The sequence below is a fragment of the Cupriavidus sp. GW822-FHT02D05 genome, assembly GCF_058802485.1.
In genome coordinates, this window is the sequence record NZ_JBXAOE010000025.1 from 97,319 (window position 1) to 121,443 (window position 24,125).

Sequence of the window (24,125 nt, forward strand, 5' to 3'; positions counted from 1 at the left end):
AACAACCGTTCTATTTTTGGGCCGATTGTTGCCATCCATTGATGAAACGTCAACGGGAATCCGTTGTGCAGCGCCATATCCGGGAGGCCGGCGGGCTGCACCCCGGCACCATGGCGGTGCGCCAGGGGCGGGATTCAAGGGATATCCGGAAACATTGTGGTGACAACGACGGTCAGAGATGCGAATGACGGCGTGGAAGTACAATAACGCCTGCCATGTTGCACCTCAACATGTCGTTTTCCCTAGCCTGCAAGCGCACTTGCGCGAAATCCGACATGCCGGCGCTGCACCGCCCAGCCACCCATAGTGATGCCCCAGTGAACTCTCCCGAGCCAACCGACGCCCCCCAAGCCTTGCCAGACCCCGCCGGCCCCGCCCCATTGAATGCTGCCGAGCCGCGGCCGCCGTTCACTGCCGTGCCTGGCTTTGCGGAACTCGGCCCGCGCTTCTTTACACGGCTCGCGCCGACGCCGCTACCCTCCCCCAGGCTGGTCAGCGTGTCGGCCTCCGCAGCCGGGTTGCTGGGCTGGGATGCGGATGCCGCAACGCAGCGTAGCTTCATCGAAACTTTTGCAGGAAATCACGTGCCCGAGTGGGCCGATCCCCTCGCCAGCGTGTACTCCGGCCATCAGTTCGGGGTCTGGGCGGGGCAGTTGGGCGACGGCCGGGCGATACGCCTGGCCGAGGCGCGCACCGCCTCCGGCCCCTGGGAAATCCAGCTCAAGGGCGCCGGCATGACGCCCTACTCGCGCATGGCCGATGGCCGCGCCGTGCTGCGCTCCTCGATCCGGGAATACCTGTGCTCCGAGGCGATGCAGGCGCTGGGCGTGCCCACCACGCGCGCCATGTGCATCATCGGATCGGACGCCCCGGTGCGCCGCGAGACCATCGAGACCGCCTCCGTGGTGACGCGCCTGGCGCCGTCCTTTATCCGCTTTGGCCATTTCGAGCATTTCGCGGCCCGCGAGGACCTCGGCTCGCTGCGCCAGCTGGCGGATTTCGTGATCGACCGCTTCATGCCCGAGTGCCGCGACGACAAGCAGCCCTACCAGGCCCTGCTGCGTGAAGTCTCCCTGCGCACCGCCGACCTGATGGCCAGGTGGCAGGCCGTGGGCTTCTGCCATGGCGTGATGAACACCGACAATATGTCGATCCTCGGACTGACCATCGACTACGGCCCCTTTGGCTTCCTCGATGCGTTCGACGCCAACCACATCTGCAACCATTCCGATTCGCAAGGCCGCTATGCCTACAGCCAGCAGCCGCAGGTTGCGTTCTGGAACCTGCACTGCCTGGCCCAGGCACTGATGCCGCTGTGGCGAGAGGGCGATGGCAAGGCCGACGCCGAAACCAGCAAAGCGGCCACCGACGCCGCGGTAGAAGCCGCGCGCGCCGCGCTGGATCCGTTCCGCGAACGCTATGCCGCAGCCTTCTTCCAGCAATACCGGGACAAGCTTGGCCTGCGCCCGACGGGCGGCCCCGATGCCGACGACGAGCCGCTGCTGACTGACCTGTTCCAGCTGATGCACGCCCAGCGTGTGGACTACACCTTGTTTTGGCGCAACCTCGCCCGCATCTCCTGCGCCGATGGCAGCCAGGATGCCCCGGTGCGTGACCTGTTCCTGGACCGCGCGGCGTGGGATGCCTGGGCCGAGGCCTACCGCGCCCGCCTGCGTGCCGAGAACTCCGTTGACGCCGTGCGCGCTGTGGCCATGCTGGCGGTCAACCCGAAGTACGTGCTGCGCAACCACTTGGCAGAAACCGCCATCCAGCGCGCGCGCGAGAACGATTTCAGCGAGGTGGATCACCTGCTGGCCGTGCTGTCGCGCCCGTTCGACGAGCAGCCGGAGGCCGAGGGCTACGCCGCGCTGCCGCCGGACTGGGCAGCCGGGCTGGAAGTGAGCTGTTCGTCGTGAAGGCGCGGCACCACTGCAAGCACCGTAAGGTTTGACAGGCAAGAAACGACCAACTGGCCTCGGGTGACGAAAAGCGGGCTGCGCAACAAGCTGTGCGCCGGCCAAGTCTCCCGGCCAACGAGAAAGGAAAGCCGATTATGACCACGCAAAAAACCGAAGCCGAGTGGCGCGAGCAACTCTCCGACATCGAGTACCGCGTTGCCCGCGAAGCCGCCACCGAGCGGCCCTTCACCGGCCGCTACTGGGATCACTGGGAGCGCGGCACCTACCGTTGTGTCGGCTGCGGCACGCCGCTGTTCGAAGCCAGCACCAAGTTCGACGCCGGTTGCGGCTGGCCGAGCTACTTCCGCCCGATCAACGGCGAGGTGATCGACGAGCACACCGACCACACGCACGGCATGGTCCGGGTGGAGGTTCGCTGCAAGGAATGCGGCAGCCACCTTGGCCACGTTTTCGAAGATGGCCCCGCGCCCACCGGTTTGCGCTACTGCATCAACTCGGCTGCGCTAAAATTCGACCAGCGCGACCCTGCCGACCTCAACGCGGGTGACGCCGCGCCGACATCGCCCGACACGCCGCGCTAAGCCCGAACCGCCCGCGCGGCGGTTCGCCGCCAACCAAGCCTTCGACCTTGCGTCGCTCAATCCTGTTCGCATGAAATTCCTGTTCGACCTGTTTCCGGTCATCCTGTTCTTCGTCGCCTTCAAGTTCGCTGGCATCTATGCCGCCACCGGCGTGGCGATCGCCGCCACCGTGGTGCAGATCGGCTGGGTCTGGCTGCGCCACCGCAAGGTCGAGCCGATGCAGTGGGTCAGCCTGGCGATCATCTCGGTGTTCGGCGGCGCCACGCTGCTGCTGCATAACGAGACCTTCATCAAGTGGAAGCCCACCGTGCTGTACTGGCTGTTTGCCGCCACGCTGACCCTGTCGGCGCTGATCTGGCGCAAGAACCTGATCCGCGCCATGCTGGGCAAGCAGGTCACCATGCCGGAAGCCGCCTGGGGCAAGCTCAACGCCGCCTGGGCCGCTTTCTTCGCCGTGATGGGCGTGGTCAACCTCTATGTGGCCTACCAGTTCTCCACCGACGCCTGGGTCAACTTCAAGCTGTTCGGCAGCATGGGCCTGATGCTGGTGTTCATCCTGGCACAAAGCGTCTGGCTGTCCCGCCACATGCAGGAAAACACCCCCGAGTAAGCGCACCGGCGGGCCCAGCCCGCCGCGCCTGCCTCGATTGATCTCCCGGCTCCGGCCGGGCCCCACCAGGATACGCATTCACCGATGGCCGCAGAACCCGCACAAATCGAAGCCCTGCTGCGCGCAGCCCTTTCGCCGTCCAGCATCGAAGTACGCGACGACAGCGCGCTGCACGCCGGCCACGCCGGCGCCGCCTCCGGCGGCGGGCATTACCACGTCACCATCGTCAGCGCGCAATTTGCCGGCAGCACCCGGGTGGCGCGCCATCGCATGGTGTATGATGCGCTGCGCGATCTATTCCCCGCGCAAATCCACGCGCTGGCGGTGACCGCGCTGACTGACCAAGAACTTGAATCCCGCGAAACCTCCCGCGATTCCTCGAGCAACTCTCAGATCTGATTCCATGAAGACCACAGTCCTCTCGTTCAGCCTGGCGGCTGTGCTTGCCGCTGGCAGCTTGCCCGCCCTCGCCCAGAACGCCGCCGTCGTGAATGGCAAGGCGATCCCCTCGGCCAAGCTGGACAAGCTCGTAGCCGGCACCGGACAGCCTCCCAGCGCAGAACTGCGCGACCGTGCCCGCACCATGCTGATCGACCGTGAGCTGCTGCTGCAGGAAGCCAACAAGCGCGGCCTGACCCAGCGCGACGACCTGCAGGAACAACTGGAGCAAGCCAAGCTGAACGTGCTGGCCGGTGCCGTGTTCGAGGACTACGTCAAGACCCACGGCGCCAGCGACGACGAACTGCGCAAGCAGTACGACAAGATTAAGTCCCAGTTCGGCAGCGGCAAGGAATACCACGCCCGCCACATCCTGGTCGAGAAGGAAGCCGACGCGCGCGCCATCATCGCCAAGATCAAGGCCGGCGCCAAGTTCGAAGACATGGCCAAGGCCTCGTCCAAGGACCCGGGCTCCGCAGCCAACGGCGGCGACCTCGACTGGGCCAACAGCAGCAGCTACGTGCCGGAGTTCTCGGCCGCCATGACCGCGCTGAAGAAGGGCCAGATGACCGAAACCCCGGTCAAGACCCAGTTTGGCTGGCACATCATCCAGCTCGACGACACCCGCGACGCCAAGATCCCGACGTTCGAGGAAGTCAAGCCGCAGCTAGTGCAGATGCTGATGGGCGACCAGAACTGGCAGCGCGAGCAGTTCCAGGCAATGATGAAGTCGCTCAAGGACAAGGCCAAGATCCAGTAAGTGGACCCGGGCTTGCCGTGACGAGAAAACCGGCGCCGATGGCGCCGGTTTTCATTTGCGCGAGCGGGATACCGCTGGTTTGCTCCCTTCAACCTTCCTGCCCGCCAAGCGTTCGCAGGTATCCATGCGCTGCGCCCCGCAGTTGTCGCATCAGCCGCGAGAAATCGATCCCCTCCCCCTCATCGATGCAAGCATGCGAGATCAGGCCATAGACGATGGCCTGCAGCGTCACCGAGGCCTCCTCAACCACCGCGGCCTGCGGCGCGTCGGCCGCGCATAGCAGCGCCCGGCTCCACCCGTTCACAAACCGTGCGTACATCTTCTGGTAGGCCGCGCGCCCCGAGTAATGCCGCTCCAGCAGGTAGATCGGCCCCCAGCGCTCCGGCGTCTCCCGGTGGTGCTCTACGTTGACGGCGATCAGCGCATCCACGATGGCCGCCATCGATTCGCCCCGGCACTGCGTCAGTCCGGCGTCCATCGCCAGCACGATCCGCTTGGCGCGCAGGTGCAGGCATACCTGTGCCAGCTCCTCCTTGCTGCCGAAGTACTCGTAGAACGTCCCCAGCCCCACGCCGGCCAGGTCCACGATGGCGCGGATCGTCACGTGCCCATAGTCCTGCCCGGCCAAAAGCCGAACAAAGGCCTCCTGGATGGCCAGGGAGGTCTGCCACGAGCGCGACTGCACCGGCCTGCGGCGCGGCTTCGCCGGGCCTTTTTGCTGTGGGTTCATGGTGCTCCGAAAGCCGAACATGCAGGCTGGCCATTCTATCTAGAATGACCTTTCGAATCTAACGGGTGGCGGCAAGCCCGGCCGCCCGGCCCAAGGAGACAACCCGCCATGAACGCCACCCACGCCACGCACGCCACGCACGCCACCCACGTCATCACCAACCAGGTCCCGGAGCTCAAGGACTACAACCTCTACACCAGCGACCCCGGCATCCGCCGCGCGGTTGCCCGCGCCGGCGCGGGATGGAACGAGGGGGAACTCGAACGCCAGGGCGCGGTGCTCGGCGCCGAGCAAACGATCCGGCATGCGGAAGATGCCAACCGCCATCATCCCGAGCTGCACACACACTCGCGCATCGGCGAGCGCATCGACCAGGTGCGTTTTCACCCGGGCTGGCAGGCGCTCATGACCATTGCGCGCCGCAGCGGGCTGGCCAACCTGCCCTTCGCCGATACGCGCCCCTCGGCCTGGGCTTCCTACGCGGCCTCGCTCTATATGCATAGCCAGATCGAGTCCGGCTCGCTGTGCCCCACCAACATGACCCAGGCCTGCATCCCCGTGCTGCGCAAGGAGCCGGGATTGTTCGCGCAGTTCGGCGACAAGCTGCTGACGCAGGCCTACGACCCGCGCGACCTTCCCATCGAGCACAAGCACGCGATCAACGTGGGCATGGGCATGACCGAGAAACAAGGCGGCTCCGACGTGCGCGCCAACACCACGCGCGCCATGCCCAGCCGCGGCGAGGGGCGTGGAGCCGAGTACCTGATCACCGGCCACAAGTGGTTCTTCTCCGCGCCGATGTCGGATGCCCACCTGGTGCTGGCGAACACCGAGGCCGGCTCCTCCTGCTTCTTCGTGCCGCGCTGGCGCCCCGACGGCAGCAAGAACCCCATCGAGATCCAGCGCCTGAAGGACAAGGTGGGCAACCGCTCCAACTCCAGCAGCGAAGTCGAGTTCCGCGCTGCCTGGGGCATCATGGTCGGCGAGGAAGGCCGCGGCATTCCCACCATCCTGGAGATGGCCACGTATAGCCGGCTTAACTGCTCGCTATCGAGCGCCGGTTTCCTGCGCCAGGCACTGGTGCAGGCCCTGCACTACGCGCGCCACCGCAGCGCCTTCGGCAAGCCGCTGATCCGCCAGCCGCTGATGGTCAGGCTGCTGGCCGACATGGCGCTGGAGGCGGAGGCAGCGATGCTGCTGGCGATGGACCTGGCCACCGCCTTCGAAGCCACCGACGACCCCGCCCGCCTGGCATGGCGCCGCATCCTCACGCCCGCTTCCAAATTCTGGATCTGCAAGCGCGCGGTGGAGATGACCGGCGAGGCCATGGAAGTGTTCGGCGGCAACGGCTATGTGGAAGATGGCCCCATGGGCCGGCTGTTCCGCGAAGCCCCGGTGAACTCGATCTGGGAGGGCTCCGGCAACGTGATGTGCCTGGACGTGCTACGCGCCATCGGCCGCAACCCGGACGACTACCTGCGGGTGCTGGAACACATGAGCGTGGTCGGCGCGGACGAGCCGCGCATCCAGGCCAGCGTGGCGGCATTGCGCGCGGCGCTGCGCCTGCCCGAGGAAGAGCAGCAGGCCGAGGCACGCCGCACCACCACGCGGCTGGTGCTGACCGCCCAGGCCTGCTTGATGCTCCAGCATGCCGATGCGGCCACAGCCGACGCCTTCCTTGCCAGCCGCTTCGACCCCGAATGGGGCGCCGTCATGGGTATCAGCGCGGGCGGGGGCAATGCCGCGCGCATCGTGGAGCTGGCCTGGGCCGCCTGACGCCAGCATGGCATTGCCGCACCGTGGCCGGGATCAAGCCGCGCAGAGCTCCAGCAACTGCTCGTCGCGAAAGCCCCATTGCGCCGGATCCTCGAACCCCACCACGGTGTCCTCCGTCTCGCGCAGATCGAGCGTCTCGGGGCCGAGGTGAGCGGCCTCGCTCACCGAGTAGAACACCTTGACCTGCGGGCGCAGCGGCTCGTTGTCGTTCTGCGCGAAGACCACCGCCAGCCGTCCGGAACGCAAGCGCAGCACCGTGCCCAACGGATAGATGCCAATGGACCGGGTGAAGGCCTGGAACACGGTACGATCGAACAGCGTATCCACCCGCACCGCCATATACTCCAGCGCCCGCGCTGGTGTCCACGCCTGGTGCCCGGGCCGGTTGGAGGTCAGGGAATCATAGGCGTCGCACACCGCGGCGATCTTGGCGTGCACGCTGATCTCGTTGCCATGCAGGCCAAACGGGTAGCCGCGCCCGTCGATGCGCTCGTGGTGGTGCATGCAGACATCGAGCGGAATATTGCTGTAGAGCTTGGCCTCGTTGAGGACGCGGTAACCCACCGAAGGATGGCGCTGCACCATCGCTACCTCGGCGGCGGTCATCTCGCCCTGCTTGTGCAGCACGTGCGTGGGCACGGAAATCTTGCCGATATCGTGCACCAGGCCCGCCAGCCCGAGCTGTTGCACCGCGGCATTGTCCAGGCCAAGGGTGCGGCCGAGCGCGATCATCAGCGCGCAGACCGCGAAGGAATGCAGATAAGTGTAGTCGTCCCGCACCTTGAGCCGCGCCAGCGCGATCAGGGCCTGCGAATGGCGGGTCAGCGAATTCGATACGGAGTCGACCAGCATCAGGGCGCCCTCCACCTCCAGCGCCCGGCCCATGCGGGCATTCGTGAACATCGACCCGACCACCGCCTTGCCGTTCTTCATCACCTCCCGGGCCAGCCCGAACTCCACCTCCAGCGGCACCCCCGACTGCGGCACGGCGCCGGCCGGCTCGTCGGCGACGGGCTTCACGCTCAAGGATCCCGATGCCGCGAGTTGCGCGGGCGGCGGTACACCCTTGCCCTTGAGCAGATCGATCCAGACCTCCTCGACCTTGGAGGCGATCATCTGGTCGATCTGTTCCTGGCTATTCACCAGGAACCGGGACCGCCAGAAGGGATGCTCCAGCCATGCCCCCCCCACCCTGGCCACGAACATTCCGACTTGAAGCTGTTGGGTCTTGATCCGTTTCAGCATGCCAGCTCCTCGCGTACAGATTGAATAAGGCGTGGCCGCTTAACGGCAAGGAGACGGAATACTTTAGGGCTTCAACGCTTCAACCCTTACCCTGCGGCCGCTTGGCGGCAGGTTTCGGCGCGGCTTCCATCTCCCCGGCCTGGGCGGACTTCATGAAGCTGCTTTCGCTGGTCATCACGCCGACGATCCGCGCGAGCTGGCGGCTGAGGCTGATGTAGGCGTGGCCCATGCGGGCATCGAAGTACAGCGAGTCGCCGCGCGCCAGATGCACCCGTTCGCCGCCGTCGAAATGCACCTCGATCTCGCCGGAGAGTACGTACACGAACTCCTCCCCGGGATGGCGCGCGAAATCCTCGGGCCCCGCGATACGGCGCGCGTGCACGGTGCTGACCACCGGAATCATCTGCTTTCCCACCGCCTCGGTGCCGAGGAATTCATAGGAATACGACACGCCCTGGTAGGTCACGCCCTCGCCTGACCGCGTCACGACGGGTCCCTGGAATGGCGCAGTCTTCGCGCCGGCGCCCGCGAACATCGAGCCCATGTCCATCCGCAGCGCTTTGCCCAGCGCGGCAAAATTCTCGTAGCCCAATGCCAGTTGCCCGCGCTCCGCGCGCGAGATGGTGGTGATCGACACGCCCGACAGCTCGGCCAGATGTGCCAGCGTCCAGCCAAAGGCCTTGCGCGCACTGCGCAGACGCTTGCCAAAGGTCTCGCGGTCGAGCGTGCGCGACTCGTCGCTATCGTCGCTGCCGCGCCCCGGGGCGATGTGTGTTTTCAAGCCTGCGTCCTTTTTTCCGTTGGAGCGGATGCTATCAGACGGCGCAGCCGGGTACATCCCATGCCGCTCACTTTAGTGCAAAATTTGCGTATCCGCAATTTGCATATTCGCAAATTCTTGAATACACTCACTCGCATTCCAAAGCACCAGCGCCCCACGAGCGCGCTCAGCCCCACCACCATCATGCGCACAACTCACGCTGCTTCGCCGATCTCAGCCGACTACCTCGTCATCGGGGGTGGCATTGCCGGCGCGTCCGTCGCGCACTGGCTCGCGCCGCATGGCCGCGTCATCGTGCTCGAGCGCGAAGCCCAGCCTGGCTACCACTCGACCGGCCGTTCGGCGGCACTTTTCATGGAGAGCTATGGCACCCAACAGGTACGCGCGCTGACCATGGCAAGCCGCGCTTTCCTGCAGGACCCGCCGCCGGGCTTTGCCTCGCATCCGCTGCTCACCCCGCGCGGTGCGCTCATGATCGCCGGCCCGGGACAATTGCCGCTGCTCGAAGCGCACTGGGAGGTGCTGCGCGCCATGGACCCCGATGCGCGCCGCCTGAGCGCCGAGCAAGCACGCGAGCGCGTGCCGGCGCTGCGGCCAGAACAGGTGCTGGGCGCCGTGTATGAGCCCAACGCCGCGGACATGGATGTGCATGCCATCCACCAAGGCTATCTGCGCGGCATGCGCCAGGCCGGCGGCAAGCTGGTGTGCGATGCCGAAGCCAGCGCCATTGCGCGCGTGCGGGACCACTGGCGCGTGGAAGCGGGCGGGGCTGTATACGAAGCGCCCGTGCTGCTCAACGCCGCCGGCGCCTGGGTCGACGCCATTGCGCGACTGGCCGGCGTGCAGCCGCTGGGAATCGAGCCCCGCCGCCGCTCCGCGTTCATCTTCGCGCCGCCCGCGGACATGGATACGGACCACTGGCCCATGGTCTTCGGCGCCGGCGAGGACTGGTACTTCAAGCCCGATGCCGGCATGTTGCTGGGCTCGCCGGCCAATGCCGATCCGGTCGAGCCGCAAGACATCCAGCCCGAGGAAATGGATATCGCGCTCGCCATCCACCGCATCGAGGAAGCCACATCGCTGTCGATCCGCCGCCCCACCCGCACCTGGGCCGGGCTGCGCTCCTTCGTCGCCGACGGCGACCTGGTCGGCGGCTTTGACGACGCGGCACCCGGCTTCTTTTGGGTCGCTGGCCAGGGCGGCTATGGCATCCAGACTTCGGCCGCCATGGGCGAAACCTGCGCCGCGCTTGCGCGCGGCTTGCCCGTGCCCGCGCATCCCGCATCGTTCGGCCTGACCGCCGAGATGCTAGGGCCCGCGCGGCTGCGCCGCCTCGCTGGCCCGACCTGAATCGCGTCCCCCCCCCCAAATCGCCAATCGCCAAATTGACCAGGAGTTCACCACCGTGCGTGTATTCAGTGCCTCCCTCGCCACCGAAACCAACACCTTCGGGCCGATGCCGACAGGCCTCGCGTCCTTCAGGGACCGCGGCTACTTCCCGGCTGGCCAGCATCCCGAGCAGATGACGTTCTTCTCCGGCCCGCTGTGGGCCGCCCGGCTGCACGGCAAGGAGCGCGGCTGGCAGTTGTCCGAAGGCATGGTAGCCGGCGCGCAGCCCAGCGGCACGACCACGCGCCATGCCTACGAAACCCTGCGCGAGGAACTGCTGGCCGACCTGCGCGCGGCGCTGCCCGTGGACATGGTGCTGCTAGGCCTGCACGGCGCGATGGTGGCCGATGGCTACGACGACTGCGAAGGCGACTTGCTGCAGCGCGTGCGCGCCATCGTCGGGCCGCAGGTGGTGATCGGCGCGGAACTCGATCCGCACAGCCACCTGACGCCGGAGATGGTGGAGCACGCCGACGTGCTGATCGCCTTCAAGGAATACCCGCACACCGACGTGCTGGAGCGCGCCCTGGAACTGGTCGACCTGTGCGCGGCCAAGGTGCAAGGCAAGGTCCGCCCCGTGGCTGCCGTGGTCGACTGCGAGATGATCGTTACCGTTCATACCTCGCGCGAGCCGGCGCGCGGCTTCGTGGACCGCATCCAGTCGCTGGAAGGCCGCGACGGCGTGCTGTCGGTCTCCATCGCCCACGGCTTCTCGTGGGGAGACGTGCCCGGCATGGGCACCAAGGTGCTGGTCTACACCGATGGCAACCAGGCCCAGGCCGATGCGCTGGCCCGCCGGCTGGCCGACGAGCTGATCGGCATGCGCGAGGCGCTCACGGTGCGCTATCCGGACATCGACACCTCGCTCGACGAGGCCCTGGCCTTCGACGGCGGCCCGGTGGTGCTGGCAGACGGCGCCGACAATCCCGGGGGCGGCGCGGCGAGCGACTCCACCTTTATCCCGCGCCGCATGATCGAGCGCGGCATCGCCAACGCCGCCGTCGGCCCGCTGTGGGACCCGATCGCGGTGCGCATCGCCTTTGACGCGGGTGTGGACGCGCGCCTGGCGATGCGCATCGGCGGCAAGATCAGCCCGCTCTCGGGGGATCCGCTGGACCTGGACTGCACGATCAAGGCGCTCCTGCCCAACATGGTGATGACCGGCCTGTCGAACACGCCGGTGCAGATGGGCGATTGCGCGCTGGTGGAAGCCAACGGCATCGACATCGTGCTGATCACCCTGCGCAACCAGGCGATGGGCACGGATCTGTTCACGCAACTGGGCTGCGACCTCGCGCGCAAGAAGATCATCGTGGTGAAGTCCTCGCAGCATTTTTACGCCTCGTTTTCGACGGTGGCCAAGCACGTGATCTACGCAGGCGCCCCCGGCGCCGTGACGCTCGACCTCACGACCCTGCCCTACCGCAAGGTGCGCCGGCCCAAGTGGCCGCTCGACGCGGCGGCGGCCTGAGCGCCGCGCGCCGGTTAGCAACGGCTACAACCATAACAACGACAACAACGACAACAACGACAACAAGAACGGAGACACGCCCATGAAACCGAATCCCACCCTGCGCACCGCTCTCGCGGCGAGCGCGCTCGTCCTGGCCAGCGTCAGCCTTCCCGTGCTGGCGCAGACCAAGACGCTCAAGGTCGTGGCCCATGCCGACCTGAAGATCCTCGACCCGACCTTCACCACCGCCTACATCACGCGCAACTTCGGCTACATGGTCTACGACACGCTGTTCGCGCAGGACGCGAGCGGCAAGCCGCAACCGCAGATGGTGGAAAAGTACAGCAGTGCCAAGGATGGCAAGCAGTGGAGCTTCACCCTGCGCCCCGGCCTCAAGTTCTCGGATGGCAGCGCGGTCACCGCGGCCGACGCCGTCGCATCGCTGCAGCGCTGGGGCGCGCGCGACAGCCTGGGCCGCGCCATGGGCGACGCTGGCGCCGAATGGAAGGCGCTCGACGCGCGCAGTTTCACGCTCACGCTCAAGGAGCCCTTTGGCATGGTGCTCGATGCGCTGGCCAAGCCATCGGGCTTTCCGCCGGTGATCCTGCCGGAGCGCCTGGCCAGGATGCCCGCCACCGCGCCGCTGCCCGAGGTGATGGGCTCCGGCCCCTTCGTCTTCAAGCGCGACGAATGGGTACCGGGCAACAAGGCGGTCTTCGTGCGCAACCCGAACTACGTCGCGCGCAGCGAACCGGCAAGCGGTCTCGCCGGCAGCAAGAAGAGCCAGTTCGACCGCGTGGAATGGCTCTACCTGCCGGATGCCAACAGCGCCATCGCGGCGCTCAAGCGCGGCGAGGTCGACCTGGTGGAGCAGGTGCCGCCGGACTACATCGCCCCGCTGCGTGCCGACACCAGCGTCAAGATCGGCTCGGGCGGCGCCTACCAGGGCGTGCTGGTGATGAACCAGCTCCATCCGCCCTTCAATAACCCGAAGGTCCGCCAGGCCTTCCTGCAGGCGGTGAGCCAGGAACGCTTCACCGCGGCCATGGGCTATCCCCTGGATATGCGCATGAACTACTGCGCCACCTATTTCATCTGCGGCGGCCCCAACGATACGACGGCCGGCGCCGAGCCGTACCGCAAGGCCGACCTGGCGCGCGCCAAGCAGTTGCTCGGCGCGGCCGGCTACAAGGGCGAGAAGGTGGTGCTGCTGGTGCCGACCGACGTGCCCCAGCTCAACGCCGAGGCCCTGATGGCAGCGCAGACCCTGCGCAGCATGGGCATGAACGTGGACATGCAGAACATGGACTGGGCATCCATCGGTGCGCGCCGCGCCAAGCGCGATGCGCCCGAGGCCGGTGGCTGGAGCATGTACGTGACGGTGGCGGGCGAGTTCGATTCGAATTCGCCGATCACCAACGCCTACCTCAGCGCCGCCTGCGGCAACAGCCTACCGGGCTGGCCCTGCGACAAGCCGCTCGATGCGCTACGCACCGCCTGGATCCGCGAGACCGTGCCGGCCAAGCGCAAGGAATTGCTCGATGCCTTCCAGAAGCGCGCCTATGAGGCCGTGCCCTATGTGAATGCCGGCCAGTACTCGGCCGCCTTCGCGGCGCGCACCAGCCTCAAGGGCGTCGACAAGCTGTGGGCTGGCATGCCCACGGTCTGGATGCTCGACAAGTAGAAACGACGAACGACGAACGAAAAACGAAGAACGACCCACCGAGGAGACACAACGATGGGCTACCTGCTCCGACGCCTGGCCGCGACGCTACCCGTGATGGCGGTGGTCGCCATCGTGGTATTCCTGCTGATCCACTTGTCGCCGGGCGACCCGGCTGCACTGATCGCGGGCGACCTTGCCACGGTCGACGACATCGCCAGACTGCGTGGCGCGCTGGGCCTGGACCTGCCGCTTTGGCGGCAGTTCGTGCTGTGGCTCGGCCGGCTCGCCACCGGCGATCTCGGCACCTCGATCTTCACCCAGGTGCCGGTGGCCCGGTTGCTGGCGCAGCGGCTGGAACCCACGGCCTCCATCGCCGCGCTGACCATGCTGCTGACCTTGCTGGTCGCGGTGCCGCTGGGCACGCTTGCGGCCTACCGCGCCGGCAGCTGGATCGACCGGCTGGTGATGCTGTTCGCGGTGCTGGCGTTCTCGCTGCCGGTGTTCCTGGTGGGCTACCTGCTGGTCTATGCCTTCGCCATCCAACTGCCATGGTTTCCGGTGCAGGGTTATGCGCGCTTGGCCGACGGCATCGGCGAATGGCTGCGCAGCCTGGTCCTGCCCTGCGTCAACCTGGCGCTGGTCTATATCGCGCTGGTGACGCGCATGACGCGCGCCACCGTGCTTGAGGTGCTGCACGAGGACTACATCCGCACTGCGCGCGCCAAAGGCCTGGGCGTGCTGCCGGTGCTGGGCCATGCGCTGCGCAATGCGGCAATCCCGATCGCCACCACCATCGGCATGGGCATCGCGCTGCTGATCGGCGGCGTGGTCGTCACCGAGACCGTGTTCGCGATTCCCGGCGTCGGCCGCCTGGTGGTCGACTCGGTGCAGCGCCACGATTATCCGGTGATCCAGAGCGTGCTGCTGATCTCGGCCGGCGTCTACGTGCTGATCAACCTGATGATCGACCTGAGCTACCGCCTGTTCGATCCGCGCATCAAGTACTGACATCCGGTACCAATCCCATCCTTGCCGCGAGACCTGCCACCATGTCCACCTCCCTGCCCTTGACCGATGGCGCCGCCCCCAGCCCGGCGATGCCGCAGGACCCCCCCTTCGTGCTGCCGCGCTGGCACTGGGCGCGCAAGCACCCCACGCTGATCGTCGGCGCGCTGTTGCTGGCCGCGATTGCCGCGCTCTCCATCGGCGCGCCCTGGATCGCCACCTTCGATCCCCAGGATATCGATCCGCTAGCGCGCATGCAGCCGCCTTCGGCCGAGCACTGGTTCGGCACCGACGCGCTCGGCCGCGATGTGTTCAGCCGCGCGGTCTGGGGCGGGCGCGTCTCGATGGTCGTCGGCCTTTCCGTCGGCCTGCTTGCGACCGTCTTTGGCGTGCTGCTCGGCCTCACCGCGGGCTTCGTGCGCTGGGCCGATTCCTTCGTGATGCGCGTGATGGACGGCTTGATGGCCATCCCCGGCATCTTGCTGGCGATCGCGCTGATGGCCGTCACGCAGGCCAGCCTCACGGCCGTGATCGTCGCCATCACCATCCCCGAGGTCCCGCGCGTGGTGCGGCTGGTGCGCTCGCTGGCGCTCACGCTGCGCGAGCAGCTCTACGTCGAGGCGGCGCATGCGGTGGGCACCCGCCTGCCGGTGATCCTGGCGCGCCATGTGGTGCCCAATATGGTGGCGCCGCTGATCGTGCAGGCCACCTTCGTGGCCGCCGCCGCCGTGCTGACGGAAGCGGCCCTGTCCTTTCTCGGCGTCGGCGTGCCCGGGCAGACACCGAGCTGGGGCAACATGATGGCCGAGGGCCGCAACTTCGTGGCGGTGGCGTTCCATATCATCCTTTACCCCGGCATCCTGCTGGCCGCGACGGTGCTGGCGATCAACCTGCTGGGCGACGGCTTGCGAGACGCGCTCGATCCGCGCCTGGCGCGGCAACTCTGAAAGGGCGCTCACCAATGACGACAATGTCCCGCGTTGCCCTGGCCACCGGCGAGCCGCTGCTCGAGGTGTACGACCTCCACACCCATTTCGACACGCTCACCGGCCCGGCCCGCTCGGTCAACGGCGTCTCGTACACCGTGCGCGCCGGCCAGACGCTTGGCGTGGTCGGCGAGTCCGGCTGCGGCAAGAGCGTGACCGCGCTGTCGGTCATGCGGCTGCTGCCCACGCCGCCGGCACGTATCCGCGGCGCCGTGCGGCTGCGCGGCACCGACCTGCTGCAACTCAGCGAGCGCGAGATGCGCCGCATCCGCGGCAACCGCGTCTCGATGATCTTCCAGGAGCCGATGACCTCGCTGAACCCGGTGCTCACGATCGGCCGGCAGATTGCCGAGACGGTGCAGCTGCACCAAGGTGCAAGCCGTGCCGATGCGCTGAAGCGCGCGGTGGAAATGCTGCGGCTGGTGCAGATCCCCGAGCCCGAGCGCCGCGTCAACGAATACCCGCACCAGCTCTCCGGCGGCATGCGCCAGCGCGTGATGATCGCGCTGGCGCTGGCCTGCAACCCCGAAGTGCTGATCGCCGACGAGCCCACCACCGCGCTCGACGTGACCATCCAGGCCCAGATCCTGGACCTGATCCGCCGCCTGCAGAAAGAGCTGGGCATGGGAGTGGTGATGATCACGCACGACCTCGGCGTGGTGGCGGAATGCTGCGACCGCGTGATCGTGATGTACGCCGGGCGCAAGGTCGAGGAAGCCAGCGTCATCGACCTGTTTGACCGCCCGCTGCACCCCTACACCCGCGCGCTGATGGCCTCGATGCCTTCGATGAATACCAGCAGCCAGCGCCTGGCCGAAATCCCCGGGCTGGTGCCATCGCCGCAGGAAGCACGCCGCGGCTGCGCGTTCGCGGCGCGCTGCCCGCATGCCGACACGCGCTGCGCGCGAGAGATCCCGCAGCTCACGCGCCACGGCACAGAGCATGCGGTGGCCTGCTTCGCGATCGAGGAAGGCCGCATCGAATACAACCAGCCAGCCCAGGAAGCCATTGCATGAGCACCCCCACTGCCTCGCCTTTACCCCTGCTCAAGGTCGACCGGCTCAAGAAGCACTACCTCGCGCCGCAGCGCTGGCTGGCACCGCGCAAGCCGCCCATCCAGGCGGTGGACGGCGTGTCCTTCACCGTCGAGCGCGGCGAGACGCTCTCGCTGGTCGGCGAATCCGGCTGCGGCAAGACCACCACCGCCAAGTCGGTGCTGCGCCTGGTCGAGCCCACCTCCGGCTCGGTGCAGCTCGATGGCGAGGAGCTGCTGGGCCTGTCGGCAAACGCCATGCGCCTGCGCCGGCGGGATCTGCAGATCATCTTCCAGGACCCCTACGCTTCGCTAAGCCCGCGCCTGACGGCTGGCGAGATCGTCAGCGAGCCGCTGCGCAATTTCGGCATGCATTCGCGTGCCGAGCGCAGCGAACGCGTGCAGTGGCTGTTCAGCAAGGTCGGGCTGCGCCCGGAGGCGGCCAAGAAATTCCCGCACGAATTCTCGGGCGGCCAGCGGCAGCGGCTGGGCATCGCGCGCGCGCTCGCGCTTAACCCCAAGCTGATCGTTTGCGACGAGCCGGTGTCGGCGCTCGACGTCTCGGTGCAGGCGCAAGTGGTCAACCTGCTGATGGACCTGCAGGCCGAACTCGGCATCGCCTACCTGTTCGTCGCGCACGATCTTGCCGTGGTGCGCCATATCAGCCACCGGGTCGCTGTGATGTACCTCGGCCAGATCGTGGAGCTAGCCGACCGCGACACCTTGTTCAGCGCGCCGCGCCACCCGTACACGGAGATCCTGCTGTCCGCGGTGCCAGTGCCCAATCCGCGCACGCCGGCCCGGCGCCTGCTGCTGCAAGGCGACCCGCCGAGCCCGGCCAACCCGCCGTCGGGCTGCCGCTTTCACACGCGCTGCCCGCTGGCGCAAGCCGTATGCAAGGAACAGTCACCCGCCCTCACCGAACGGCCCTCCGCCGGCGGTGGGCATCAGGTAGCCTGCCACTTCCGCTGACCCGCTGCCCCGCTGACCGACTCGCTACAAACCAAAAAAAGGAACCCGATGTCCAACCCTGATTCCACGCACTACGACCTGCTGATCTCTGGCGGCACCGTGATCGACGGCAGCAAGGCCCCCCGCTTTGCCGCCGATATCGGCGTGCGCGGCGGCCGCATCGCGGCGATCGGCAACCTGACCGGGCACACGGCCGACCGCACGCTGGACGCGGCGGGCCAGATCGTCTCCCCCGGCTTCATCGATGCGCACACGCATGACGACCAGGCCGTGCTGTCGCAGGCCACCATGCCCTTCAAGGTCTCGCAGGGCGTCACCACCGTGATCGCCGGCAACTGCGGCATCAGCGCCGCCCCGTTGCGCGCGGACATGGACCTGCCCATGCCGCTGAGCCTGATCGACTCGCCGGCCGAGGGCCGCTTCGCCACCTTCGCGGCTTACCTCGATGCGCTGCGCGCCACGCCAAGCTCCGTCAACGTGGCGGCGATGGTCGGGCATTCGACCTTGCGCGCAGTCACCATGCCGGCGCTGGACCGGCCAGCGAACGCCGAAGAGATCGCCGCCATGCAGGCGCTGGTCGAGGAGGCTATGCAGGCCGGCGCGATCGGCCTGTCGACCGGCACCTTCTACCCGCCCGCCGCCAAGGCAACGACCGAGGAAATCATCGAGGTCTGCCGGCCACTCAGCGCGCGCAAGGCGCTGTACGTGACGCATATGCGCGACGAGTCCGACCATGTCATGCAGTCACTGGAAGAGACCTTCCGCATTGGCCGCGAGCTCGACGTGCCGGTGGTGGTGTCGCACCACAAGGTGCAGAACACGGCGAACTTCGGCAGGAGCCAGGTCACGCTGCCATTCATCCGTGAAACCATGAAGCACCAGTGCGTCTCGCTCGACTGCTACCCGTACACGGCCGGCTCCACCATGATCCGCACCGACCGCGGCATGCTCGAAGGCCGCGTGCTGATCTCCGCCAGCCAGCCGCACCCCGAATGCGCGGGCCGCGATCTCGACGACATCGCCAGGGAATGGGGCGTGGCCAAGGACGAGGCGGCGCGCCGCCTGCAACCCGGCAGCGCGGTCTACTTCCTGATGGACGAAAACGACGTCCAGCGCATCCTCGCCTTCGACGACACCATGATCGGCTCCGACGGCATTCCCGTTGGCGCAAGCCCGCATCCGCGCCTGTGGGGCACCTTCCCACGCGTACTCGGCCACTATTGCCGCGAGATCGGGCTGTTCCCGCTCGAAACGGCGGTCTGGAAGATGACCGGGCTGACGGCGCGCAACTTCGGCCTGCATCAACGCGGCACGCTGGAGGTGGGCCACCATGCCGATATCGTCGTCTTCAATGCCGAGAACGTGCGCGATGCCGCCAGCTACGAAACCCCCACCCGCCCGGCCGAAGGCATCGACACCGTGATCGTCAACGGCGCCATTACCTGGCAGCACGGCGCGCACAGCGGCGCGCGCAACGGGCAGGTCATCACACGGCAGGCACGGCAGGACTAGCGGGGCGATGGATTGCCAGCCGGCCCCTGCAGGGACCGCTGGCCACACCGCTATCGCCCAGGCGGGGACTTGTCAACCCGTCTAAATTATCCGGCCAATGCCCTCGGACATTCCGCCCAGGGCCCCGCCGCACGGCTACAATGGCGCGCCACACGCTTGCCGTTCACACCATGTCCACAACGTACACGCTTGTCGGAATTGCGCGCGCCAAGGCTCACCGCCGTGAGGTCCTGGTTGCCAAGCTGGCCGCACTGCGCCTGCGCGGCGCCATGGAACCCGGCTGCCTGCGCTACCACGTGGGAGAAGACGCCGAGGATGCCGAGGTGTTTGTGCTCTATATGGAGTGGAATTCCAGGCATGCGCTGGAATCGCACCTCAACAGCGAATATGTGCGTGACTTTCACGCCACCCGACAGGAATTTCTTGAGGGCGACATCAATTTCCGGTGGCTGAACGCTGCCTGACGGCCACCCTGGTGCCGCCATCCCAAAGTAGCGCAAAGCCCGCTTTTCCAGCTGAAGCCGAACCCGTCCGCGATGCGGGTTTCCCGGCACGCCTTGTCATTCCCCCAACGCCGATCTATCACTTTGAGTGACGCTCCAACACATCCGGAGCGCAACACCCGGAGTGCATCATGGACGTCAAGGATGGGTTCGTCGGCACCATCGGCCATACACCGCTGATCCGGCTGGCAGGCTTGAGCGAGGAGACCGGCTGCGAAATCCTCGGCAAGGCTGAGTTCCTGAATCCGGGCGGCTCGGTCAAGGACCGGGCGGCGCTCTACATCATCCGCGACGCCGAGCGGCGCGGCGCGCTCAAGCCCGGCGGAACCGTGGTGGAAGGCACCGCCGGCAATACCGGCATCGGCCTGGCGCATCTCTGCGCCGCGCGCGGCTACCGCTGCATCGTGGTGATCCCCGACACCCAATCCCCGGAAAAAATGGACCGCCTGCGGCTGCTCGGCGCCGAGGTGCACCCGGTGCCCGCAGCGCCCTACGCCGACCCCAACAACTACCAGAGGGTGGCCGGACGCCTGGCCCAGGAGACGGAAAACGCCATCTGGGCGAACCAGTTCGACAACCTGGCCAACCGCCAGGCGCACTACGAAACCACTGGTCCGGAAATCTGGCACGACACCGCCGGCAAGGTTGATGCCTTTGTCTGTGCCACCGGCACTGGCGGCACGCTGGCCGGCGTCGCGCGTTTCCTGAAGGAGAAGGAGCGCAACCCGCCCGTGCGCATCGTGCTGGCCGATCCGCACGGCAGCGGGCTGTATGACTTCGTCAAGCACCGCGAGGTCAAGGCCAAGGGCAACTCCGTCACCGAGGGGATCGGCTCCAGCCGCGTCACGGCCAACCTGGCGGACACCCCGATCGACGATGCGGTCCGGATCGACGACCAGGCTTGCGTCGACATGGTTTACCGGCTGCTGCGCGAGGAAGGCTTATGGGTGGGTGGTTCGTCCGGCATCAACGTGGCGGCGGCGGCCTGGCTGGCCCGCGAGATGGGGCCGGGCCACACCATCGTTACCCTGCTGTGCGACCGCGGCGACCTGTATGCCGGGCGCCTGTTCAATGCGGACTGGCTGGCGGCCAAGGGGCTGACGCCGCAGCCCGTCGTGTCACGGCACGCGGCGCAGCCGTGACACGGCTACGGCGCCTCTTTCAGGCGCCGCCACAGGGTCGTGGCGCTGATGCCCAACTGATGACAGGCGGCGGCGCGGTTGCCCCCGCATTGCGCCAGCACGCGCCGGATATGCTCGGCCTGACTGACGCGTGCCACGCCCGCGAGCGAGCCGGCCTCAGTCGAATCGTCACCTCCCGTACCTCCCGCGCTGCGCAAGCAGCTAGCCAGCGGCGCAGGATCGCCCTGCGGCTCCGTGCCAAATAACTCCGGCGCCGCCGCCTGCAATTCCGCGAGCAAATCCCGGGGCGCCAGCTTGCGCCCCGCCACCAGCACGGCGATGCGTTCGGTCACGTTTTCCAGCTCGCGGATATTGCCCGGCCAGGCATAGCCCGCCAGCCTCGCCCGCACCGCTTGCGGCAGCGGCTGTGGCGCCGGCTGCCCCAGGCGTTCCTGGGCACGGCGGTACAGCAGTTCCGCCAGCTCGGGCAGGTCGCCGGCGCGCTCGCGCAGCGGCGGCATCTCGATGCGCAGGATATTGAGGCGGTAATAGAGATCCTGGCGGAAGCTGCCCTGCCGGACCAGTTCGCCCAGGTTGCGGTGCGTGGCGGCGATCACCCGCACGTTAACCGGCACGGCATCCAGGCCGCCGATCGGCAGTACCTGCTTTTCCTGCAGCACGCGCAGCAAACGGGTCTGCAGCGCGGGCGGCATATCGCCCACCTCGTCCAGGAACAGCGTGCCATTGTGGGCGGACTCGAACAAGCCCGCCTTGCCGCCGCGGCGTGCGCCGGTAAAGGCGCCCTCTTCGTAGCCGAACAGCTCGCTTTCCAGCAGGGTCTCGGGGAACGCCGCGCAATTGACCGCCACGAACGGGAATACGCGGCGCGGGCTGGCGTCGTGCATGCCCTGGGCCAGCACCTCCTTGCCGGTGCCGCTTTCACCGCCCACCAGCACGGTGGAATCCACCGCCGCATAGCGCCGCGCCAGTTCGCGCAGGTGATGCATGGCCGGGGATGCGCCAGCGAGGTCGTCCAGGCTGTAGCGCACGCCAGCCGGGCGCGCGCGGCTGCGCGAGCGCAGGCTGCGGTCGACCCGATGGATGGCATTGGCATCCTGCAGCGTCAGCACCGCGCCGGTGGCTCCGCTCTCGGTGACGATGGGGATGCGGTTGACCACCACCATCTTGTCGCCAAGCTTGTGGATGGCTTCGAGCTCCTTGCTGCCGCTTTGCATCACGCCGTCGAGCGAAAGCGCGGGGGCCAGCGCTTGCAGCTTGCGGCCCAGCGCAGCGGCCGGCGCCGTGCCGAGAAAACGCTCCATGGCCGGGTTGTAGGTCTGGATGCGCCCGTCCGCGTCGACCGCGGCCACGCCTTCGTTCAGGTGAGCCAGGATCGTGTTGACGTAGTCGCGCCGGCCGGACTCGATGCGGCGCAAGCGAGCCGCTTCGATCACATCCTCCAGCGCACCCCGCACCGAATTGCCTGAGTACAGGAACACGCCGATCAGGCCGATCTTGTCCGCCAGGTCGGTCACCATGCCCGGCCCTACCACCACCTTCACGCCCTCTTGCTTGAGGGCCTTCACGCGGGCGGCGGCATCGTCCTCGGTCAGGTACGTGTAGGCCGGGATGGACAGCGAAAAAGACCGCACGAATTCGTCCACCTCCGGATAGGTAGCGGCGTGTGTCACCAACGCCACCTTCGGCGAGATGCGCCGCGCCGTCGCCAGCGCGCTCATGACATCGAAGCCGGTCACCTTGACCAGCACCACGGGCACATCGACGTGCTGGCGCAGGTAGGCGCCATTGGAGCCGCCCGCCACCACGGCATCGAGCCTGCCCTCGCGCGCTTCCCGGGCGATGGCGCTGGCGGCGGCCGCATAGCCTTTGCCCACGATGCGAAACTCGGCCTGCGCGGCGTAGGCCGGGATCAGGTCGGCAAAGGCCCGGGACAGGCGGCTGATGCCGATCGCCCAGATCCGCGGGCGGGCCGGCGTGGCAGAGCCGGAGGGGGGAATGGGCGGGAGGATGCCGGATTGCATGGAGACGGAAAACGCTGCAGATACGCCGGATGGCGCTAATCTTGAGATTGTGCGCCCCCACGGATTGCATTTCAATATTGAAATGCAGTTCTTTCATTTTTGAAATTCATCACACATCAGCGACGCAACATGGGGGCCGGCCACGAAGCCTCGGGAATCGCCGCCAGCCCAGGCCTGGCAAGGGCACCGCCCTACGCCCGCGCTCCTGCGCAAAGCCCGACGCGCAGCCAAAAACAGGCTGGCACACCCCTTGCGCTTATCAGCGGTCCACTCCTAAAGCGATGATCATGACCTTCTCCACTTCCGACCTCGCCCGCTCCGCCGGCGCCCGTTTCCGCCAGGCCCTGGCCGATGAGCATCCCCTGCAGGTCGTCGGCACGATCAATGCCAACCATGCCCTGCTGGCCAAGCGCGCGGGCTACCGCGCCATCTACCTGTCTGGCGGCGGCGTGGCCGCGGGCTCACTCGGCCTGCCGGACCTGGGCATCTCCAACCTGGACGACGTGCTGACAGATATCCGCCGCATCACCGACGTGTGCGACGTGCCGCTGCTGGTCGACGTGGACACCGGCTTTGGCGCCTCCGCCTTCAACGTGGCGCGCACCACCAAGTCGCTGATCAAGTTCGGCGCGGGCGCGATGCATATCGAAGACCAGGTCGGCGCCAAGCGCTGCGGCCACCGCCCGGGCAAGGAAATCGTCTCGCAGGGAGAAATGGTCGACCGCATCAAGGCGGCCGTCGATGCCCGTACCGACGAGAACTTCGTCATCATGGCCCGCACCGACGCGCTGGCCGTGGAAGGCCTGGACAAGGCCATCGAGCGGGCCGTGGCCTGCGTGGAAGCCGGCGCCGACGCCATCTTCCCGGAAGCCATGACCGACCTGGCCATGTACCGCAAGTTCGTTGACGCCGTGAAGGTGCCGGTGCTGGCGAACATCACCGAATTTGGCGCTACGCCGCTGTTCACCACCGAGGAACTGGGCAGTGCCGGCGTGTCGATGGTCCTCTACCCGCTGTCGGCCTTCCGCGCCATGAACAAGGCCGCCGAAAACGTGTACGCTGCAATCCGCCGCGACGGCACGCAGCAGAACGTGGTCGATACCATGCAGACGCGCGCCGAGCTGTACGAAAGCATCGGCTATCACGCCTATGAGCAAAAACTGGACGCCCTGTTTGCCCAGGGCAAGGCCAAGTAAGCACATCAGCAGCACCCGAACAGCACACGAGCACACGAGCACAGCAACCCCAAGGAGACTCCCCCATGTCCGAAGCGCAACCGCTAGCCGCCCCGAAGCCGAAGAAATCCGTCGCCCTGTCGGGCGTGACCGCCGGCAATACCGCGCTGTGCACGGTCGGCCGTACCGGCAACGACCTGCACTACCGCGGCTACGACATCCTCGACATCGCCGAGACCTGCGAATTCGAGGAAATCGCCCACCTGCTGGTGCACGGCAAGCTCCCCACCCGCGCCGAACTGGCTGCCTACAAGGCCAAGCTCAAGGCCCTGCGCGGCCTGCCCGCCAACATCAAGGCCGCCCTCGAATGGGTGCCCGCCAGCGCCCACCCGATGGACGTGATGCGCACCGGCGTGTCCGTGCTCGGC

General features: G+C 67.2%; 22 protein-coding genes. 18 read left to right on the forward strand and 4 right to left on the reverse strand.

Translation table 11 applies throughout. The annotated features are described in order from the left end of the window. Window positions 1-275 precede the first annotated feature (275 nt). From AC1RQK_RS28885 to AC1RQK_RS28905, 5 genes are all read left to right on the forward strand, one after another. Window positions 276-1,916, forward strand: coding sequence for a protein adenylyltransferase SelO (locus AC1RQK_RS28885; protein ID WP_492812674.1), 1,641 nt, complete (start codon window positions 276-278; stop codon window positions 1,914-1,916). A 137-nt stretch (window positions 1,917-2,053) separates the two neighbouring features. Continuing rightward, window positions 2,054-2,500, forward strand: coding sequence for a peptide-methionine (R)-S-oxide reductase MsrB (gene msrB, locus AC1RQK_RS28890; protein ID WP_492374560.1), 447 nt, complete (start codon window positions 2,054-2,056; stop codon window positions 2,498-2,500). A 70-nt stretch (window positions 2,501-2,570) separates the two neighbouring features. Next, a complete protein-coding gene (locus AC1RQK_RS28895; RefSeq protein ID WP_174426400.1) occupies window positions 2,571-3,110 on the forward strand; it encodes a septation protein A in 540 nt (179 codons plus the stop codon). 84 nt (window positions 3,111-3,194) lie between these two features. After that, window positions 3,195-3,509, forward strand: coding sequence for a BolA family protein (locus AC1RQK_RS28900; protein WP_150990287.1), 315 nt, complete (start codon window positions 3,195-3,197; stop codon window positions 3,507-3,509). A 4-nt stretch (window positions 3,510-3,513) separates the two neighbouring features. Next, window positions 3,514-4,308, forward strand: a complete 795-nt coding sequence (locus tag AC1RQK_RS28905; RefSeq protein WP_150990285.1) for a peptidylprolyl isomerase — start codon at window positions 3,514-3,516, stop codon at window positions 4,306-4,308. Between the two features lie 88 nt (window positions 4,309-4,396). Here AC1RQK_RS28905 and AC1RQK_RS28910 read toward each other — a convergent pair whose 3' ends face one another. Next, entirely contained in the window at window positions 4,397-5,038 is a 642-nt protein-coding gene (locus tag AC1RQK_RS28910) for a TetR/AcrR family transcriptional regulator (RefSeq protein ID WP_492812644.1), read from the reverse strand. Between the two features lie 108 nt (window positions 5,039-5,146). Between AC1RQK_RS28910 and AC1RQK_RS28915 the strand changes: the two genes are divergently transcribed. Further along, a complete protein-coding gene (locus tag AC1RQK_RS28915) occupies window positions 5,147-6,814 on the forward strand; it encodes an acyl-CoA dehydrogenase family protein (protein ID WP_492812646.1) in 1,668 nt (555 codons plus the stop codon). A gap of 33 nt (window positions 6,815-6,847) precedes the next feature. Here the strand turns inward: AC1RQK_RS28915 and AC1RQK_RS28920 are convergent, their stop codons facing one another. Both AC1RQK_RS28920 and AC1RQK_RS28925 read right to left on the reverse strand, forming a co-directional pair. Continuing rightward, window positions 6,848-8,059: an HD-GYP domain-containing protein gene (locus tag AC1RQK_RS28920; protein ID WP_492374556.1), complete on the reverse strand. Its 1,212-nt coding sequence runs from the start codon at window positions 8,057-8,059 to the stop codon at window positions 6,848-6,850. A gap of 79 nt (window positions 8,060-8,138) precedes the next feature. Beyond that, the gene (locus AC1RQK_RS28925; protein ID WP_492812648.1) at window positions 8,139-8,840 is read right to left on the reverse strand and encodes a helix-turn-helix domain-containing protein; all 702 of its coding nucleotides are present in this window, start codon (window positions 8,838-8,840) and stop codon (window positions 8,139-8,141) included. Window positions 8,841-9,023: 183 nt separating this feature from the next. Here AC1RQK_RS28925 and AC1RQK_RS28930 point away from each other — a divergent pair, with 183 nt between their 5' ends. From AC1RQK_RS28930 to AC1RQK_RS28975, 10 genes are all read left to right on the forward strand, one after another. Then, window positions 9,024-10,190 carry an NAD(P)/FAD-dependent oxidoreductase gene (locus AC1RQK_RS28930; RefSeq protein ID WP_492812676.1) on the forward strand — a complete coding sequence of 389 codons (1,167 nt, stop codon included), beginning with the start codon at window positions 9,024-9,026 and terminating at the stop codon, window positions 10,188-10,190. Between the two features lie 55 nt (window positions 10,191-10,245). After that, complete coding sequence (locus tag AC1RQK_RS28935) at window positions 10,246-11,700, forward strand: M81 family metallopeptidase (RefSeq protein ID WP_492812650.1); 1,455 nt, start codon at window positions 10,246-10,248, stop codon at window positions 11,698-11,700. Window positions 11,701-11,782: 82 nt separating this feature from the next. After that, on the forward strand, window positions 11,783-13,366 hold the full coding sequence (locus AC1RQK_RS28940; protein WP_492812652.1) for an ABC transporter substrate-binding protein: 1,584 nt from the start codon (window positions 11,783-11,785) through the stop codon (window positions 13,364-13,366). A gap of 54 nt (window positions 13,367-13,420) precedes the next feature. Continuing rightward, the gene (locus tag AC1RQK_RS28945; protein ID WP_174428592.1) at window positions 13,421-14,356 is read left to right on the forward strand and encodes an ABC transporter permease; all 936 of its coding nucleotides are present in this window, start codon (window positions 13,421-13,423) and stop codon (window positions 14,354-14,356) included. A 41-nt stretch (window positions 14,357-14,397) separates the two neighbouring features. Next, window positions 14,398-15,300: an ABC transporter permease gene (locus tag AC1RQK_RS28950; RefSeq protein ID WP_492812654.1), complete on the forward strand. Its 903-nt coding sequence runs from the start codon at window positions 14,398-14,400 to the stop codon at window positions 15,298-15,300. A gap of 14 nt (window positions 15,301-15,314) precedes the next feature. Further along, complete coding sequence (locus AC1RQK_RS28955) at window positions 15,315-16,355, forward strand: ABC transporter ATP-binding protein (RefSeq protein ID WP_492812656.1); 1,041 nt, start codon at window positions 15,315-15,317, stop codon at window positions 16,353-16,355. Further along, on the forward strand, window positions 16,352-17,344 hold the full coding sequence (locus tag AC1RQK_RS28960) for an ABC transporter ATP-binding protein (RefSeq protein ID WP_492374549.1): 993 nt from the start codon (window positions 16,352-16,354) through the stop codon (window positions 17,342-17,344). The genes AC1RQK_RS28955 and AC1RQK_RS28960 overlap by 4 nt, the downstream gene beginning before the upstream one ends. 48 nt (window positions 17,345-17,392) lie before the next feature. Then, window positions 17,393-18,856 (forward strand): N-acyl-D-amino-acid deacylase family protein, encoded by a 1,464-nt coding sequence (locus AC1RQK_RS28965; RefSeq protein WP_492812658.1) that lies wholly within the window; start codon window positions 17,393-17,395, stop codon window positions 18,854-18,856. A gap of 140 nt (window positions 18,857-18,996) precedes the next feature. After that, window positions 18,997-19,320 carry a putative quinol monooxygenase gene (locus AC1RQK_RS28970; RefSeq protein ID WP_253931705.1) on the forward strand — a complete coding sequence of 108 codons (324 nt, stop codon included), beginning with the start codon at window positions 18,997-18,999 and terminating at the stop codon, window positions 19,318-19,320. Window positions 19,321-19,490: 170 nt separating this feature from the next. Beyond that, window positions 19,491-20,501, forward strand: a complete 1,011-nt coding sequence (locus AC1RQK_RS28975; protein WP_492812661.1) for a cysteine synthase A — start codon at window positions 19,491-19,493, stop codon at window positions 20,499-20,501. A 5-nt stretch (window positions 20,502-20,506) separates the two neighbouring features. Here AC1RQK_RS28975 and prpR read toward each other — a convergent pair whose 3' ends face one another. Beyond that, window positions 20,507-22,522: a propionate catabolism operon regulatory protein PrpR gene (prpR, locus tag AC1RQK_RS28980; protein WP_492812663.1), complete on the reverse strand. Its 2,016-nt coding sequence runs from the start codon at window positions 22,520-22,522 to the stop codon at window positions 20,507-20,509. A 287-nt stretch (window positions 22,523-22,809) separates the two neighbouring features. On the opposite strand from prpR, the gene prpB reads away from it, so the two are divergent. Together prpB and AC1RQK_RS28990 are read left to right on the forward strand one after the other, a co-directional pair. Next, window positions 22,810-23,718, forward strand: coding sequence for a methylisocitrate lyase (gene prpB / locus AC1RQK_RS28985; RefSeq protein ID WP_006163986.1), 909 nt, complete (start codon window positions 22,810-22,812; stop codon window positions 23,716-23,718). Window positions 23,719-23,783: 65 nt separating this feature from the next. Next, on the forward strand, window positions 23,784-24,125 hold a 342-nt coding region (locus AC1RQK_RS28990), incomplete at its 3' end, for a citrate/2-methylcitrate synthase (RefSeq protein ID WP_492812666.1).

Bases quoted from the DNA above. Each gene is read 5' to 3' on its own strand.
- AC1RQK_RS28905 (WP_150990285.1), top strand. From the start codon at position 3,514: ATGAAGACCACAGTCCTCTCGTTCAGCCTGGCGGCTGTGCTTGCCGCT.
- prpR (WP_492812663.1), bottom strand. From the start codon at position 22,522: ATGCAATCCGGCATCCTCCCGCCCATTCCCCCCTCCGGCTCTGCCACG.
- AC1RQK_RS28910 (WP_492812644.1), bottom strand. From the start codon at position 5,038: ATGAACCCACAGCAAAAAGGCCCGGCGAAGCCGCGCCGCAGGCCGGTG.
- AC1RQK_RS28975 (WP_492812661.1), top strand. From the start codon at position 19,491: ATGGACGTCAAGGATGGGTTCGTCGGCACCATCGGCCATACACCGCTG.
- AC1RQK_RS28900 (WP_150990287.1), top strand. From the start codon at position 3,195: ATGGCCGCAGAACCCGCACAAATCGAAGCCCTGCTGCGCGCAGCCCTT.
- AC1RQK_RS28895 (WP_174426400.1), top strand. From the start codon at position 2,571: ATGAAATTCCTGTTCGACCTGTTTCCGGTCATCCTGTTCTTCGTCGCC.
- AC1RQK_RS28950 (WP_492812654.1), top strand. From the start codon at position 14,398: ATGTCCACCTCCCTGCCCTTGACCGATGGCGCCGCCCCCAGCCCGGCG.
- AC1RQK_RS28970 (WP_253931705.1), top strand. From the start codon at position 18,997: ATGGCGCGCCACACGCTTGCCGTTCACACCATGTCCACAACGTACACG.
- AC1RQK_RS28930 (WP_492812676.1), top strand. From the start codon at position 9,024: ATGCGCACAACTCACGCTGCTTCGCCGATCTCAGCCGACTACCTCGTC.
- prpB (WP_006163986.1), top strand. From the start codon at position 22,810: ATGACCTTCTCCACTTCCGACCTCGCCCGCTCCGCCGGCGCCCGTTTC.
- AC1RQK_RS28920 (WP_492374556.1), bottom strand. From the start codon at position 8,059: ATGCTGAAACGGATCAAGACCCAACAGCTTCAAGTCGGAATGTTCGTG.
- AC1RQK_RS28965 (WP_492812658.1), top strand. From the start codon at position 17,393: ATGTCCAACCCTGATTCCACGCACTACGACCTGCTGATCTCTGGCGGC.
- AC1RQK_RS28940 (WP_492812652.1), top strand. From the start codon at position 11,783: ATGAAACCGAATCCCACCCTGCGCACCGCTCTCGCGGCGAGCGCGCTC.
- AC1RQK_RS28945 (WP_174428592.1), top strand. From the start codon at position 13,421: ATGGGCTACCTGCTCCGACGCCTGGCCGCGACGCTACCCGTGATGGCG.
- msrB (WP_492374560.1), top strand. From the start codon at position 2,054: ATGACCACGCAAAAAACCGAAGCCGAGTGGCGCGAGCAACTCTCCGAC.
- AC1RQK_RS28955 (WP_492812656.1), top strand. From the start codon at position 15,315: ATGACGACAATGTCCCGCGTTGCCCTGGCCACCGGCGAGCCGCTGCTC.
- AC1RQK_RS28885 (WP_492812674.1), top strand. From the start codon at position 276: ATGCCGGCGCTGCACCGCCCAGCCACCCATAGTGATGCCCCAGTGAAC.
- AC1RQK_RS28960 (WP_492374549.1), top strand. From the start codon at position 16,352: ATGAGCACCCCCACTGCCTCGCCTTTACCCCTGCTCAAGGTCGACCGG.
- AC1RQK_RS28915 (WP_492812646.1), top strand. From the start codon at position 5,147: ATGAACGCCACCCACGCCACGCACGCCACGCACGCCACCCACGTCATC.